Raw genomic sequence first — 16,488 nt, 5'->3', positions numbered from 1 at the left:
CCCGTTGGTTATACGTGCAATAGTCGGTAAGGGTCCGTGGCATGTCAGGGGCCGTCTTTCGGTGCCTTTCGGGCAGGGTCGTTGCCTGCTGCAGGCACAAACGAAACCGTGTGCTGACAAGGGAAGAATGACATTGCGGGGGAAGATGTTGGGGCGGACGCGGCGGCGCAAGACGCTTGCATCAACGACAACTTTCTCCGTGGCGACGGCCCTGGTGGTGGGCGGCGCCATCTACTACCAAGGTTTCCCCACCGCTGATGTCGATCTGAACGACGGCGGTGTGTGGGTCACCAACAACAGCCAAGGCATGGTGGGCCACCTTAACTACCAGTCCCAGATCCTCGACGGCGGCTTCCGCGCCAACAGCGACGGGTTCGATGTCATGCAGAGCGCGGGCACGGTGTTCATGGAGAACCAGGACCAGGCCATGCTCAGCCCGGTGGACGTGGCGCAGATGGAACGCGGGTCGGAGCAGCAACTGCCGGGCACCGCGGACGTGGCTTTCGGCGATCAGTTGCTGTCCATCACGGATACCGTCAGGGGCCAGATCTGGATCAGTCCGGCCAACGAGCTGGGCTCGTTCAACGAGGAGACGGCCGAGCCGCTGCTGACCGATGCCAAGGGCAGCGTGGCCACTGTATCGAAGCAAGACACCGTCTTCATTGCGGACCCGGAGGCCGGCGAAGTAGCCCGCTACAAGCTCAATGAAGAGGGCGTAGCCGAACGCACCGGCGCCGACCGGGTGGACGCTCTGGCCGAAGCCGGGGATCTGCAAATAGCGGCGGTGGGCGAAAAATCCGTGGTGTTCGACGCCGAGGCCGGACTGCTGGTGCTGCCCGGTGGCCGTGAGGTCACGTTGCCGGACACCCGAGGCGGCGTGTTGCAGCAAAGCGGCGACGACAGCTCTTTTGTGGCGGTGGCCACCGAATCCGCGTTGATCAAGCAGCCGCTGAACGGGTCGGACGCTGACATCACGCCGATGGAAGGCACCGGAACGCCGGCGGCCCCGGTTCAACTGGCGGGCTGCCTGCACACGGCCTGGGCAGGGATCAACCACTACCTGCGCGACTGCGGCAACGACGCCGACGATCTCGCCCAGCCAATCCAGGGGATCGGGGCGAACGCGTCGCTCGTGTTCCGGGTGAACCGGGATGTAGTGGTGCTCAACGACGTGAACGCCGGCAACGTCTGGCTGGTGCTCGAAAACATGCAGTTGGTGGACAACTGGAGCGACCTGATCCCGCCGGAGCAGGAGAACGAAGAGGACGAAGAGGACTCGGCGGACGAAAACCCGGTCAACACCCTTCCCGACCGCACCGAAGAAAACCAGCCGCCGGTGGCGCAGGATGACACGTTCGGTGTCCGGGCCGGCCGCACCACCACGCTGACCATCTTGGACAATGATTCGGATCCCGACGGCGATGTCCTCACCGCCCGGCTGCGCGGCGACGGTCCGAGCATCGGCGAGGTCCAGGGAATCTACGACAGCACCGGCCTGCAGATCCTGGTCAATGGGGACGCGTCTCCGGGCCGGTACACCTTCGGTTATGAAGTGGACGACGGGCGCGGCGGCACGGATACGGCCCGGGTGTCCATCGACGTCCGCGCCGATGGCAGCAATCTGCCCCCGGAACCGAAGCGGAAGACCACCATCTTGGTGGAACAGGGCCGGGAAATCAGCCAGAACATCCTCAGCGACTGGATCGATCCGGACGGCGACGACCTGTTCCTGGAGGGCGCGGACAACACCGCCGACGGCGACCTGGTCCGCACCCGGCCCGACGGGCTGCTGACCTTCCAGGATGTTGGCAAGACCTTCGGCAAGAAGGACGTCACCGTCAGGGTGTCGGATGGTTCCGAAACCACCGAAGAGGTGGTGGTTTTCGACGTCCGGCCACCCGGCGCGCTGCCGCCGCTGGCCAACGCGGATCATTTTTCCGCGACCGTGGGCGAGGAAATCCAGGTCGCGCCGCTGAAGAACGATCAGGACCCTAACGGCGGCGAGCTGCGGTTGGCCAAAACGGGCTCGGTAGCCAACGCCACGATCGTCCCGGATTACGACGCCGGCACGGTCAAGTTCACCGCGGACGAGGCCGAAACCTACTACTTCACCTATCTGGTCACCAACGGCCCGTCCAGCACCACCGGCCTGATCCGGATCGATGCGACGGAGGACGACGGCGACGGCGCTCCGGTGGCTGTGCGGGATGTGGCATTGCTGCCGCAGAACGGGCAGGTGCTGGTGGATGTGCTGGCCAACGACTCCGACCCGGCTGGCGGCGTCCTGGTGGTCACCTCGGTGGAAGCGAACGGCGCGCCGGTGGCCGTCGAGGTGCTGGACCACAACATTCTGCGCATCTCCGATGTGAAGGGACTGCATCAGCAGGCCACCATCGGCTACACCGTGTCCAACGGCACCGCCTCGGCCACGGGCGAGGTCAGCGTGATCTCCGTGGACGGCTCAAAGAAACTGCTGCCGCCGCAGGCCGAAGCCGATACTGCCACCGTGCGCGTCGGCGATGTGGTGACCGTTGACGTGCTGGCGAACGACACCCATCCCAACGGCGAGACCTTGACGCTGGCGGACGAACTTCCGGAGACCCCGGACCCAGCCGACGGCCGGATCTTTACCGCTGAGAACACCGTGCGCTTCATCGCCGGGCAGCAGGCGAAAACCGTGTATGCGGTGTACGAGGTGACCGATCCTGCCGGCCAGAAGGACTCCGCCCAGCTGCGGATCAACATCATCCCGCGCGACGACGAGTCGAATTCCCAGCCCGCGCCGAAGAACCAGGAAGCCCGGGTCATTGCGGGTTCCACCGTCAGGATCCCCATCCCGCTTAACGGCATTGATCCCGACGGCGACTCCGTGTATCTGACGGGTATCGCCACCGCACCCGACCAGGGCGCGGCGGTGGCCGGACCCAACTACATCGATTACACCGCGTCCGCACAGGGCGCCGGGACGGACAAGTTCACGTACCAGGTCAAGGACCGGCTGGGCGCCGTCAATACCGCCACCGTTCTGGTGGGCATTGCCGCGGCACCGGAGAGCAATCAGAACCCGGTGGCGATCGACGACGCGATCACGATCCGGCCGGGCAGAACCGTGGCCGTGGACGTGCTGAAGAACGACTCTGACCCGGACGGTGACCCGCTCCGCCTGGTTGCCGACAAGGTTGTCGGCGAGCCCGAGTCCATTGGCGCCAAGGCGGAAGACGGCCGGGTCTACCTGACCACCCCTGTCGAAGCCGGCACGGTCAACGCGCGGTACACCGTGGACGACGGCCGCAACGGCTCCGCTGTGGGCACAGTGACGGTCCAAGTGGACCCGGACGCGCCGCTGGAGGCGCCGCTGGCCCGCGACGACCGGGTGGAATCGGCCGATATCAAGGGGCGCACCGCCGTCGACGTCCCTGTCTTGGAGAACGACGAGGATCCCGACGGTGTGGCCAAGGAGCTGGAAGTCATCGTCGACGGTGACTACCCGACGGCGCGGGCGGTTGCCGATGGCCAGGTCAACGTGGAACTGACCGAGGACGTGCAGCTGATCCCTTACACCGTGCGGGACGTGGATGGGCTGCAGGCCACCGCGGTCATCTGGGTGCCGCCGCTGGGCGAGCAGTATCCGGTGCTGCGCGACAACACACCGCGCGAGGTGACCGCAGGGGATGAGCTGCAGCTGGACCTGACCGAACTGGTGGAGGTCCGGCCGGGCCGCACGCCGCGGATCACCGAAGCGGAGAACATTCGGGCGATCGGCACCAGCGACGACGAGTGGATGGCGGATGAGAGCACGCTCAGTTACAAGGCGGACATCGACTACGCCGGCCAAGGCTCGATCACGTTCGAGGTGACCGACGGTTCCGGGCCCGACGACCCCGAGGGGCTCAAGTCCACGCTGACCATCATGACCAAGGTAATCCCGAACGCGGACCGGAATTTCCCGCCGGAGCTGACCACCGGCACGCTGGACGTCGCCAAGGGCGAAGACGCCGTGAGCTACGACCTGCGCCCGCTGGCCAGCGACCCGAACCCGGAGGACCTGGAAAAGCTGGAATTCGCCGTGGAAGGCGGGACCCCGGAAGGCTTCGACGTCCGTCTGGAGGGCAGCGTGCTGCGGGTGTCGGCGGATGCTGAGATCGACACGGGAGCCACCGGCGTCGTCAATTTCTCCGTGACTGACGGCCGCTCGGACAAGGTGACCAGCCGGGTGACGGTGGCCGCGACCGCTTCCACCCGTCCGCTGCCTGTGGCCAATGACGACGAGGTGTCGGACGCTGTGCAGGGCGAAGCGCTGCCGGTGGATGTGCTGGCGAACGACGTCAATCCGTTCCCGGAAACACCGCTGACGATCGTGAGCGCAACGGCGGGCAATGGCGGCACCGCGGAAATCGACGGCGAGCGGATCATCGTGACGCCTGGCGCCGACTTCTCCGGCACCATGAATGTGGAATACACGGTGGAGGACAAGACCCGCGAAGGCAGCCGGCAAGCGACGGCGAACGTCTCGCTGGTGGTCAAGGGCCGGCCGGAAGCACCGAGCACGCCGCTGGTAGATTCGGTCCGCAACCAAAGCGTGGTGCTGTCCTGGACGGCCCCGAGCGACAACGGCGACCCGATCACCGGATATACCGTGAATGCCGCCGGCGGGGGATTCAGCCAGCAGTGCGCAACCACCACCTGCACGCTGACCGGCCTGACGAACGACGTGGAATACACCTTCACCGTGACGGCGGAGAATAGCGTGGGCACGTCCGACCCGTCTGCGGAGTCTGCTGTGGCGCGGCCGGATGTGCGGCCCGCAACGCCGGCGGCGCCACAGCTGAAGTTCGGCGACAAGTCCCTCAGCGTCTCCTGGACCGCCCCGGAGAATGAGGGCTCGGCGATCGAGAGCTACACCCTGGAGATCTCGCCGGCACCGCCGAACGGGCAACTGCAGAAGACCGGCCTGACCGGGACCAGTTACCAATGGGAGGGACTGGAGAACGGGCAGGCCTACGAAGTCCGGGTGCAGGCGCATAACCGTGCTCCGGAGCCCAGCGAGTTCAGCGCCTACTCGGCTGCGGAGGTGCCTGCCGGTCCGCCGGCTGCCCCCACCGCGCCGGCAACCGAGCGGGTCAAGTCGGTGGGCGACCAGAGCCAGCTGAAGGTCAGCTGGGCGGCACCGTCCAACAACGGCAGCGAAATCCTCGACTACACCGTGCGCGAATACCAGGGCGGCAAGCTGACCCGGACCTTCCCCGCGGTGAACGCGACCTCGCAGACGGTGACGGCGCCCAACTCGGAGACCGCGTACACCTATTCCGTCACGGCGCGGAACAAGGCCGGCTCCGGCGAGGCCAGCCCGCAGTCCAATGCCCGGCGCGCGGTCGGGGCGCCGGACGCGCCGACGGGTGTTGCCCTGAAGGAAGCGCAGACCGGAGGCGCAGGGCGATCGGTCACGGTCTCCTTCAACGAGCTCACCGCCGCACAGCGCAACGGCGCCCAGGCCGGCGAAGTCAGCTACCGGGCGACTTTCAGCGACAGCCGGACCATGGCCATTTCGAACGGCCAGCAGGTGGGCGGCTTCACCAACGGCAAGGCCGTCAACGTCCGCATCACCGCCGTGGCCAACAGCGACGGCGCGAGCTACTCCAGCGCGCCGAGCGCTGCCTCCGCGAATGCGACGCCGTACGGGGCTCCCGGCAACGCTACAGCTTCGGCCACCGGGCAAAGCGGGGAGACCAACAGCCCTCAGGTGACTGTCAACTGGGGCCCGCCCAACACTGCCAGCCATGACGTTGCCAAGCTGCAGATCAACGTCGAGGGCAAGGGCTGGGAGAACGTCTCCGTCGCGTCCGGCAGCCGGACGGTCAACGTCGGCCACAGCACCAAAGTGGACATCAAGGTCCGAGCCGTAAATTCCAAAGGCAACAGCGGTGCAGTCGCATCGGCCTCCGCAACGAGCGGCAGCAAGCCCAAGCGGAAGCCGCCGACGTCATGGACGCTGACAGTGGGCGGACAATTGCCGGAGGGACACCGTACCTGCATGGATGAACGGGTCGGTACAAACTTCAATCCGGGACCACCCGTTTCGTGCGACGGCGATCATTGGGCAAACGACCGGGATAACCCACATCAAACGCTCGTATCGAATTGTTGGATCAAGCGTTCGGGCGATATTTATTGGTATCAGCAGAGCGGTGGCGGCCGGTCCAAGAACATTGGCCTGTTCGTCAAGGGCATCCACGTCACGCACGGCGGAGGGTCGGACTTGGGCAACGGACCGCCCAGTGGCATGCCTGGGTGCGGCTGAACAAGGTCTGGATATGGGACCAGTGCAGCCCACTCCGTAAAGTAACTAGAGGCTTTTGACACCGATGCACGACGAAGAGAGATCGAGAACAGCATGACGATGACTTCCGAGCAGGCCGAGTGGTTCGCCGAGACGTTCGAGAAGCTGGCCGCCAATGTGGGCCAGGCGGTGCTGGGTAAGAACCAGGTGGTGCGTCTGGTGCTCACCGCCATGCTGGCCGAGGGGCATGTGCTGCTGGAGGATGCACCGGGGACGGGCAAGACGATGCTGGCCCGGTCGCTGTCCGCCACGGTGCAGGGTTCGAACTCGCGCATCCAGTTCACGCCGGATCTGCTGCCGTCGGACGTCACGGGCATCACGATTTACGACCAGAAGACGCAGAAGTTTGAGTTCCACAAGGGCCCGATCTTCGCCACGGTGGTGCTGGCGGACGAGATCAACCGTGCCTCGCCGAAGACCCAGTCGGCGCTGCTGGAAGTGATGGAGGAAGGCCGGGTGACGGTGGACGGCGTGACGTACGACGCCGGCCGCCCCTTCATGGTGATCGCCACGCAGAACCCGATCGAGCAGGCCGGTACCTACCGGCTGCCGGAAGCCCAGCTGGACCGCTTCTTGATCAAGACGTCCATCGGTTACCCCGACCGGGCGTCGACGGTGGAACTGCTGGGCGGTGCCAGCACCCGGGACCGGTCTGCGGCGCTGACTCCGATCATCACCACCGACGCGGTGCGGGACATGGCGGATCTGGCCGCCACCAACCACGTGGACACCTCGGTGCTGGAGTACGTCTCGCATTTGTGCGAGGAAACCCGTAATGCGGTGGAGTCCCGCTTGGGCGTGAGCGTCCGCGGCGCCTTGGCCATGGTCCGCGCGGCCAAGGTCTGGGCCGCGAGCCAGGGCCGGAACTTCGTGCTGCCGGACGACATCAAGGAACTGGCTCCGGTGGTCTGGAACCACCGGTTTGTGATGGACCCCGAGGCGGAATTTGCCGGCGCGACGCCGGAGGCCGTGATGTCCCGCGTGCTGGCAGAGGTGCCGGCCCCGCAGCAGCGGGTGACGGTCTAAGGCCGTGCCCGAGATACTTTCGCGGCTGGAAGCGGCTGCATGACGGAGACGACGACGAAGCGGGAGCCGGACCAGACCAGCAGGCTCGGCGGGCTCGGCGAAACGATTCGCCAGGTAGCCCCGCACAAGTCCAGCAAGCTGCATCCGGCGTCGTTGGCGGCCGAAGCTGCGTCACTCACCGAGCAATACATGCTGCCGGGCTGGCACCGGATCCGACGGACCACGGGGCATTACCTGAGGCCGGTACTGGATACGGTCAGTCCGCTGGGCTGGGTAGTGGCCGGCAGCGCCCTGCTGTTGGTGGTGCTTGGAACGGCCTTCGGATGGCAGGAAGCCAAGATCGCAGCGCTGATGGGACTGTTTCTGCTGCTGCTGGCCATCGGTTTTGTCATCGGCCGTTCGTCCTACGGCGTGGAATTGGACTTGGCGCGCACCAGGGTCGCGGTCGGTGACCGGGCCGTGGGCAGCGTGGCCGTAACAAACACCGCGGACAAGCCGTTGCTGCCGGCCGCGCTGGAGCTGCCGGTAGGAGCAGCCACCGCCGTGTTCCAGCTGCCGCGGATGAAGGCCGGGCAGGTGCACGAGGACCTGTTTACCATCCCGACGCAGCGCCGCGCCGTCATTGTGGTGGGTCCGGTCCGCTCGGTGCGCCAGGATCCGCTGGGCCTGCTGCGCCGCCAAATGATGTGGACCGAAGCGACCGACCTGTTTGTTCATCCGCGCACCACCGCATTGGGCAGCTCCGCGTCCGGCTTCATTCGCGACCTCGAGGGACTGCCCACCAAGGAATTGGCCAGCGCCGACGTCTCCTTCCACGCGCTGCGCGATTATGTTCCCGGCGACGACCGCCGCTACATCCACTGGAAGACAACGGCACGCACCAACTCGCTGATGGTCCGCCAGTTCGAGGAAACCCGCCGCGCGCACCTGGCCGTGGCGGTCTCCACCAACACCGAGGAATACAGCTCGGAGGAGGACTTCGAGCTGGCCGTCTCCGTGGGGGCGTCCATCGGGCTGCAGGCCATCCGCGAGCAGCGCAACCTGAGCGTGCTGACCCAGCGGGGCCCGCTGCGCAGCGAAACCGGCCGCATTCTGCTCGATGAAATGACCCGGATCGAAGGCAAACCGCAGCGGTCCACCGCGGTTGAGTTGGCCCGAAGCACCGCCGAGGCCGTGCCGAACGCTTCGGTCATGTTCCTGATCGTCGGCGACCAGGTGTCCGCCACCCAGCTGCGCCAGGCGTCGTCCGCGGTGCCGGCCGGCATCCGTGCCTTCGCCATCCGCTGCGGCGGGGGACTCGAGGCCGCTCGGGCGACCATCGGCGACCTGTCTGTGTTGTCGCTGCCTAGCCTGGACGATCTGGCCATCGTGCTCCGGAAGGCGGCCGCATGAATGGCGGTGGAAACGCTTCGTCGCCGGGCCGGCGGCCTGACCGGGCCCGCCGTCGTGCGGCGGGCGCAGTGAACGGCGCCCGCGGGGGACTGGGGGCGTGGCTGCCACGGCCCGGACGCCAACTAGCCATCGACGCTGCGGCCTTGGTGCTGCTGCTCGGACTGGGGCTGGCTGGCTTCCACCATGTTTTCGGCGGCAACGGCCGTTATCTGACCGCGGGATTCGGCGGCATTGTCGTCGGTCTGCTGCTGTCGCTGGCCTGTGCCCGGTACCGGTTGGGGCTGTTGTCCACGGCCACCGCCGGGCTCGGCGCCTACCTGCTGCTGGGCAGCGCCTTCGCCGCTCCCACCGAAGCCATCGGCGGAGTGCTGCCGTCGCTCGAATCCTTGCGCACCGTGCTGACCGGCTTCGTCTTCGCGTGGAAGGACATCCTCACCGTTGCCCCGCCGGTGGGAGTCTCCAACGGCATGCTCGTGGTGCCGTTCCTCGGAGCACTGGCCGCGGCCCTGCTGGCCGGCACTTTGGCCTGGCGCGTCCGCAGACCGTATTGGCCGCTGCTGCCGGTGCTGGCATTCTTCCTGCTTGGCATCGCCTTCGGCACCGACGTGCCGGCCCTGCCGGTGCTACGCGGCGTGCTGCTGGTTGCTGTATCGGCGGCCTGGCTTGCGTGGCACCGCCATCTGGTCCGCGGCGATGCGTCCGCGGGCGTGGCGGCCAGCCCGGCGCTGGCCGACCCGGCCGCGCACCGGGCGGGGCTGCGGCGCAGGCTGGGCATGGGCGCCGGCATGCTGGCGGGCGCGGTGGTGTTGACGGCGCTGGCCGGCCCGGCACTCACGGCGCGGGGCGATCGCGAGGTGCTGCGCGACGTCGTCGTTCCGCCGGTCAATCTGTATGACTACCCGAGCCCGCTGATGGAATTCCGCGGCTACGTGAAGGACCGGCCCGACGAGACGCTGTTCACCGTGGCGGGGCTGCCGGAGGGCCAGCGGGTGCGATTGGCGGCGCTTGATACCTTCGACGGCACGGTGTACAACGTCAATCCGGAAAGCGGCGGTAACTTCACACCGGTGGGCGACGCCGAGTCGCTGGGCCAGATATCCGGCGACGGGACGCGGTTGGACATCCAGATTGCGGACTACAGCGGGGTCTGGCTGCCGGTCGGCGGCCGGATCAACGGCGTGGCGTTCCACGGCCAACGGTCCGGCGAGCTGGGCGGTTCGTTGTTCTACAACGACGACGCGAAAACTGCGCTGACCACGCGCTACCTGCAGGCCGGCGACGGCTACACGGTGGAGACCACGTTCCCGAGCCGGTGGGAAGACGCCCAGCTGGCCCAATACGACTTCGCGTCCGTCCGTTTGCCGGAACCGGCCCGGGTGCCTGACATCATCGCGGCGAAGGCCAACGAGTTCGTCGGCGAAGCGACGGTACCGATTGAACAGGTCCGCCAGTTGGAGCGGAACCTGCGCGAGAACGGTTTCTTCAGCAACGGCAAGGAAGACGAGGCCCGCAGCCTGTCCGGCCATCATGCCGGGCGGATGATCCAGCTGCTGGATGCCGACCAGATGATTGGCGACGACGAGCAGTACGCCGTCGCCATGGCGCTGATGTCCCGGCATCTTGGCATCCCGGCGCGGGTGGTGATGGGTTTCTACCCGGATCCGCAGGAGGACCGCTCCGGCTCGGCACCGGTGGAGATCAAGGGCGAGGACGTGCACGCCTGGGTGGAGGTGGCGTTCGAACACGCCGGCTGGGTCGCGTTCGATCCCACGCCGGACGAAGACAACGAGCCGACGCCGCCGCAGCAGGAGCCCAAATCCACGCCGAAGCCGCAGGTCCTGCAGCCGCCGCCTCCGCCGCAGGAACCGGCCGAATTGCCGCCGGACACGGCGCCGGAACCACAGGACGCCGAGCAGCAGGACAGGTCCTTCTGGGACCAGTGGGGCTGGCTGTTTGTGGCGATCGGGATGGCAGCCATTCCGCTGGCGGTGCTGCTGGCGCCGCTGTTGCTGATCGCCTGGCTGAAGCTGAGCCGGCGCAAGCGGCGGGCCAGCGAAGGCCTGCCCAGCCAGCGGGTGGGCGGAGGCTGGCGCGAAGTGGTCTCGCTGGCCACGGACATGGGAGCACAGGCCGCCAGCAACGCGACCCGGCGCGAGCATGCGACCGCCTTGGCGGAGCAATTCCCGACGACGGCGGCGGGCACCACGCTGCTGGCGCACCGGGCCGACGCAGCGATCTTCGGGGCCGCCGAGCCGACCGAGGTCCAGGTGCAGCAGTATTGGGACCATGTGGACCAGTCGCTGGCGGAGATGAAGGGCTCGCTGGGCTTCTGGCAGCGGCAGCGGGCCAAGTACACCCCGCGGTCGCTGGTGGCCGACGCCAGGCGGCGGCTCGCGCAGCGCCGGAGCGGTCCGGCCGCCGCTAGAATCCCTAAAGTAGACTCACAGGCCGGACGGTCGGAAAAAGGCGGGAGCAGCACGTGGCAGCAGGACTGAATCTGGTCAGCGCCTCGGCCGGAAAACGGCTCGGGGCGTGGCTGATCGACAAGATTCCGCCGGCCGTCCTGATGCTGGCCGCCTACGCCGCCACCGTTCCGGCGCTGATGCAGGCGGCAGCCTCGGGCAGCGCCTCCGCGGCCGCCTCGGCGGTGGGCGGAATGTTCCTCTGGATCGGCCTGGCTTCGCTGCTGTCGCTGGCCTACACGGTGTGGCTGTGGGGCTGGGAAGCCACCACCGGCAAGACTCCCGGCAACCTGGTGCTGGGCCTCCGCACCGCCAACGAGGACGGCCTTGCGGCGGGCTGGGGCGCCATCTTCCTGCGCGGCCTGATCATCGCGGTGGGCGGGCTGGCGCTGGCCGTCGGCGCCGTCGTCGTGGTGGTCTCCAATGTGTGGGACCGGAACCACAAGCGGCAGGGCTGGCATGACAAGGTGGCCAAGACCCTGGTGCTGGATGTGGCGCAGGGCCGCGACCCGCTGACCACCGGTGGACTGTATGGGCCCGCGGCCTTTGCGCCGGAGGGCACCGACGTACACACCGGTTTCGCCGGCGCGGCTGCGCAGGCACAGCGTCCAAACGAGGCATTCCCGGTGGAAGCGGCCCGGCAGCCTTCCGGCGTTATTTCCGCCATCCCTGGATTCGGCTCCGACGCGGCACCGGCGGTCGCGTCAGCGGCTGCGCCCGTCCCGACCGCTGCGCCGGCCATCGCCCAGGTGCCGCCGAGCTCTCCGATGGCTGGAGACCACGCCAGCCGCGATGCCGAGCCTTCGTACGCCTTGGCCGCGGCGGGACCGGCAGCGCCGGGACAAGTCGCGGCGGGACCGGCAGCGGGAGGTGCGGTTGCGGGCGGTCATCCCGACGATGAATTCGCTGCCACCATGGTCCGCGCCTCCAACACGCCTGCAGGCCCCCTCACCATTACCTTCGACGACGGGCGCGACGTGGTGCTTGAAACGACTGCGCTGATCGGGCGCAACCCTGCGGCAGCCGCCGGCGAGGACATCGACCAACTGATCGATTTCGCGGACATGGGACGCTCGGTATCCAAGACCCATGTGCTGCTGCGCGTCGACGGCGCCACTGTGTGGGTCACCGACCGCAACTCGACGAATGGGAGCGCCGTGACCGGTGCAGACGGCATCCGCCGGCCACTGGTTCCGGGGATACCGGTGGCAGCGGTACCCGGTGCCACCGTGGAATTCGGCGACCGCAGCTTCACCATCGGAGCGGCATGAACGCGGCTTCGGGTGCCGGCGACATCCGGCTCAACGTCGGCGCGGGCTCCGATCGCGGACTACGGCGGATGCTGAACGAGGACGCCTATCTGGCCGACGGCACCATGTTCGTCGTGGCCGATGGGATGGGCGGACATGAGGCCGGGGAAGTGGCCAGCCGCATCTGTGTGGAAACAATGCGCGATTATGTGGCGAGCCACGAGCTGGGCGCGCACGAGCTCGAACAGCTGATTGCCCGGGCCGACGCGCGGATCAGGGATGCAGCCGCCTCCCGGGCGGGCACTACCGTGTCCGGCGCGGCGCTGGTTTCCGAACGCGGTGTGCCCTACTGGCTGGTGTTCAACGTGGGCGATTCGCGCACTTACAGGCTGCACCAAGGCAGGCTCGAACAAATCAGCGTGGACCACTCCGAGGTGCAGGAACTGCTGGAGGCCGGACGGATCACGGCACAGGAGGCCCTGGTCCACCCGCGCCGGCACGTCGTCACCCGGGCGCTGGGAACCGGCGAAGACAACCAGCCGGACTTCTGGATGGTTCCGGTGGAACCCGGGGACAGGATCATGATCTGTTCCGACGGACTGACCTCGGAGGTCAGTAACGACCACATCTACACGATCCTCACCTCTGTGTCCCACCCGCAGGAAGCTGTCGATTCGTTGATCCAGGCGGCGCTGCGCTCCGGCGGCCGGGACAACATCACCGTGGTGGTGATTGACGCCGACGGCCTCGACGGCGAGCCCGAGGACGCCTCGACCGCGCCACGGCAGGAGGACACGACGACGCTGCCACGACTGCCGGCTCCCGGAGAGCCGGCCCCGGAGGAGGATGACCGGTGACCGGCCTGACCTACTCCCCGGGAGCGTGGATCGGTCTGGTCAGTGGCGGTACCGCCGTACTTCTCGAACCCGGTGCCGCCGATGACCTGGTGCAGCAGCTCTGGCGGGAGTTGGAGTCCGGCTCCACGCTGGAGTCTTTGCTGGGTACCATCGTGTCCTGCTGCGGCGCCAACCTGTCCGCCATGCCGCAGTTCGGCATCATCTCCTCAACCGGAGGCATCCACGCGGTGCTCCGTGGAGACGTGGTGGTTTCTGCCGATTCGGACGGCCAGGAACTCAGCGGGCGGGGAGTCTCCAGCTGGACCGAGGGACGGCTGGCGTCAGACAAGGTGACTATTGCGGCCGGATCCGGTGCGAGCGGAACAGCAGCCCAGCCGGGACCATGGCTGCCGTTGCGCGCCGGAGCCGTCCAGTTGGGGATCCTTCGGCTGGGCCGTGTGGTCGAGGCTTCCGATGATGCCCGGGCGTCCGGTGCCAGCTCCGACACCGCCAAACCCCGGCCCGAAGCCGCCGTGCGGCCGCGGCATGCCGAAGCCGCTGCACCGCGGCAGGCCGGGGCCGCCGTACCGGTGCCCGCTTCCGTGGGAGCCGAATCAAATCTGGACATGACCGGCATCTACGTGCCAGATGACGAGCTCGTGGACGAGCCCGACGATGAGCTCGACGACGCTGCGGCCGCGGCTGACCCGGCCTCTGCCGTCGAACAGCCGGCCGGCGGCCAGGCGGACACGCACGGCGAGGCAGCCGTTGACGATCTGGACCAGACGGTCATCCACGCCGCCGCCCAACGCGCCAACTTGCCACCGGCACCGCCGCAGCAGTCGAACGTGCAGGGGAGGGGAGCCGCCGTCGCGCCCGACACCCCGGACGGCCGGGCAGGCGGGAATCCGACCCGACCGGCAGACCTGATCGACGCCGTACCCTGGCTGACGCGCTCCGCTTCGGCGCGCGCTGAGGTCCCGCCGACCGGGCAGCAGACCGCGCAGCCGACCGTGCTGCCGACCGTGCAGCCGACCGCGCAACCCGCCGGGAGCGACGAGGGCGACCACGACGGGCAGACGCTGATGCGCAGCGAGCTGCCCGATCTTTCCGCAGTGCCCGCTGCCCCGACGCCCGCTTCGGCGTCGAGCACCGCGCCGAGCACGGCGCCGATGGTGCTGGCCCGGATGTGCCGGCACGGCCATGCCAACCCGCCGACCACTTCCGCCTGTGCCCTCTGCGGCGCTGCGCTGGAGCAGGACGCCCAGGAGGTGCAACGGCCGGCACTTGGCCGGATGCGGATTTCCACCGGCGACGTGGTGGAGCTGGACCGGCCGGTGATCGTCGGACGGCAGCCTTCGGCCAACCGGGTGCAGGGCAGCGTGATGCCGCGGCTGGTCCCGGTCCACAGTGCCAGCGGGGATATTTCGCGCTCGCATGTGGAAGTCAGGCTGGAAGGCTGGCACGTGATCCTGTCCGACCTGAAGTCCACCAACGGCACCGTGCTGCTGCGCGGCCGGCAAGCCCCGCGGCGGCTGGGCCACGGGGAAGCGGTCATGCTGCTGGACGGCGACATCGCGGACCTGGGCGACGGCATCTCGCTGCGCTTCGAGGACCTTCCGTGAGCGTGAAGCGCCCGCCCGCACCGCCACCGAACATTGACGGTTACCGCTATGTCCGGCTGCTGGGCTCGGGCGGATTCTCCGACGTGTACCTTTACGAGCAGGACCGGCCCAGGCGCCAGGTAGCCGTCAAGGTGCTGCTGTCAGGGCTCAGGACCGAGGACGCACGCCGCCGCTTCGAGTCCGAGGCGAACCTGATGGCGCAGCTGTCCACGCACCCGTTCATTGTCACCATCTACGAAGCCAACCTCACAGCCGACGGGCATTCCTACCTGGCCATGGAGTACTGCTCGCGGCCAAGCCTGGATGCGCGCTACCGCCAGGGACCGCTGGGCGTGGACGAGGTGCTGACCCTCGGCATCCAGGTGGCCTCCGCCGTGGAGACCGCGCACCGGGCGGGAATCGCGCACCGTGACATCAAACCGGCCAACATCCTGGTCACCGATTACAACCGGCCGGCGCTGACCGACTTCGGCATCTCCTCCTCCGGCACCGACGCCGCGGACAGCGACGTGGGGATGTCCATTCCGTGGTCGCCGCCGGAGTCCTTCAAGGGCGACGCCGGAAACGGCACCCGCGGCGATATCTGGGCGCTGGGCGCCACGGTGTACACACTGCTGGCCGGCCGCTCGCCGTTCCTGCAGCCGGGCGGGAACAACTCGCAGCGCGAACTGATGGACCGGATTTCGCACGCACCGCTGCCGCCGCTGGGCCGCGCCGATGTGCCGGCCTCGCTGGAGCTGGCCCTGGCCACCGCGATGGCCAAGGCGCCCGCCTCGCGGTTCAAATCCGCCCACGCCTTCGCGCTGTCCCTGCAGCGGGTGCAAGCCGAACTGAACCTATCCGTCACCCCGTTCGAGGTACTGGAGGAGGCCCCGTCTGCCGGCGCGGGGGATGCCGACGACGGCGAGGCGACCCGGGTCCGCGGGATCGTCTCGATCGACCCTGCCGCGGCACCGCCGTCGGCAGGATCCGTTTTCCCGGAGCGCACCGAACGGCTGCCCGCACGGCAGGACGGACGTCGCCTGGAACTGGAGCCGGAAGCCTCCACTGTGCTGAGGGACTCCACAGCAGACCAGCGGACGGAATCCGGCAGCGGAGCGCGTCGCCGTCCCTGGACGTGGGTGGCCGGCGCTGTCGCCGCGGCGGCGGTGGCCGCCGGCGCGATCTTCGTGCTCAACGGACCGGCGCCCGAGGCAGCCGTGCCCGATGCGCCGGTCAGCCGGGCGCCGGCCAACGCCTTGGAAGGCCTGTCCGGCAACGTGGTGCCGCCGGAGGAGTTGGACGGCCGGGTAGAAGGAACCGAAGCGGTTTTCAGCTGGACCAATCCTGACCCGCGCGACGACGATCTGTTCATCTGGACGCCCGTCACCGCACTGGGCCAGGGCGAGCCCGAACGCACCGGCGAGCCAACGGCGGTGCTGCCGTTGGCGGAAAACGACCGGACCTGCATCGAAGTAGTGGTGGTGCGGGCCAACGGCCGGGCCTCCGACCCGGTCCGCGGCTGCGCCGACGAATAGCCGGGTGCCCGCTGGAATAGAGTTAGAAGGCGGGACCATGAAA

Annotated in this window: 8 protein-coding genes; all 8 read left to right on the top strand. The window is 68.1% G+C overall.

Annotation, left to right across the window (positions count from 1 at the left end):
- Window positions 1-199: 199 nt before the first annotated feature.
- Complete coding sequence (locus E4J89_RS01000) at window positions 200-6,298, top strand: Ig-like domain-containing protein (RefSeq protein WP_136784231.1); 6,099 nt, start codon at window positions 200-202, stop codon at window positions 6,296-6,298.
- Between the two features lie 93 nt (window positions 6,299-6,391).
- The gene (locus tag E4J89_RS00995) at window positions 6,392-7,363 is read left to right on the top strand and encodes a MoxR family ATPase (protein WP_136784230.1); all 972 of its coding nucleotides are present in this window, start codon (window positions 6,392-6,394) and stop codon (window positions 7,361-7,363) included.
- A 189-nt stretch (window positions 7,364-7,552) separates the two neighbouring features.
- Entirely contained in the window at window positions 7,553-8,755 is a 1,203-nt protein-coding gene (locus E4J89_RS00990; protein WP_240691648.1) for a DUF58 domain-containing protein, read from the top strand.
- Window positions 8,752-11,250 (top strand): transglutaminaseTgpA domain-containing protein, encoded by a 2,499-nt coding sequence (locus E4J89_RS00985; protein WP_240691610.1) that lies wholly within the window; start codon window positions 8,752-8,754, stop codon window positions 11,248-11,250. Before E4J89_RS00990 ends, E4J89_RS00985 begins: the two co-directional genes overlap by 4 nt.
- Window positions 11,235-12,488, top strand: a complete 1,254-nt coding sequence (locus E4J89_RS00980) for an RDD family protein (protein WP_136784228.1) — start codon at window positions 11,235-11,237, stop codon at window positions 12,486-12,488. The genes E4J89_RS00985 and E4J89_RS00980 overlap by 16 nt, the downstream gene beginning before the upstream one ends.
- Window positions 12,485-13,324 (top strand): protein phosphatase 2C domain-containing protein, encoded by an 840-nt coding sequence (locus tag E4J89_RS00975; RefSeq protein ID WP_136784227.1) that lies wholly within the window; start codon window positions 12,485-12,487, stop codon window positions 13,322-13,324. Before E4J89_RS00980 ends, E4J89_RS00975 begins: the two co-directional genes overlap by 4 nt.
- On the top strand, window positions 13,321-14,928 hold the full coding sequence (locus E4J89_RS00970; protein ID WP_136784226.1) for an FHA domain-containing protein: 1,608 nt from the start codon (window positions 13,321-13,323) through the stop codon (window positions 14,926-14,928). The genes E4J89_RS00975 and E4J89_RS00970 overlap by 4 nt, the downstream gene beginning before the upstream one ends.
- Window positions 14,925-16,445: a serine/threonine-protein kinase gene (locus E4J89_RS00965; RefSeq protein WP_136784225.1), complete on the top strand. Its 1,521-nt coding sequence runs from the start codon at window positions 14,925-14,927 to the stop codon at window positions 16,443-16,445. The genes E4J89_RS00970 and E4J89_RS00965 overlap by 4 nt, the downstream gene beginning before the upstream one ends.
- The last annotated feature ends 43 nt before the right edge of the window (window positions 16,446-16,488 follow it).

Origin of the sequence: Arthrobacter sp. CAU 1506, from assembly GCF_005047635.1 — a bacterium.
Taxonomy (GTDB): Bacteria; Actinomycetota; Actinomycetes; order Actinomycetales; family Micrococcaceae; genus Crystallibacter.
Note: the sequence above shows the minus strand (reverse complement) of the source record. Positions and strands in the feature narration are given on the sequence as shown.

Excerpts from the sequence above, each read along its gene's own strand:
- E4J89_RS00975 (WP_136784227.1), top strand. The coding sequence starts at position 12,485 with ATGAACGCGGCTTCGGGTGCCGGCGACATCCGGCTCAACGTCGGCGCG.
- E4J89_RS00990 (WP_240691648.1), top strand. The coding sequence starts at position 7,553 with ATGCTGCCGGGCTGGCACCGGATCCGACGGACCACGGGGCATTACCTG.
- E4J89_RS00985 (WP_240691610.1), top strand. The coding sequence starts at position 8,752 with ATGAATGGCGGTGGAAACGCTTCGTCGCCGGGCCGGCGGCCTGACCGG.
- E4J89_RS00995 (WP_136784230.1), top strand. The coding sequence starts at position 6,392 with ATGACGATGACTTCCGAGCAGGCCGAGTGGTTCGCCGAGACGTTCGAG.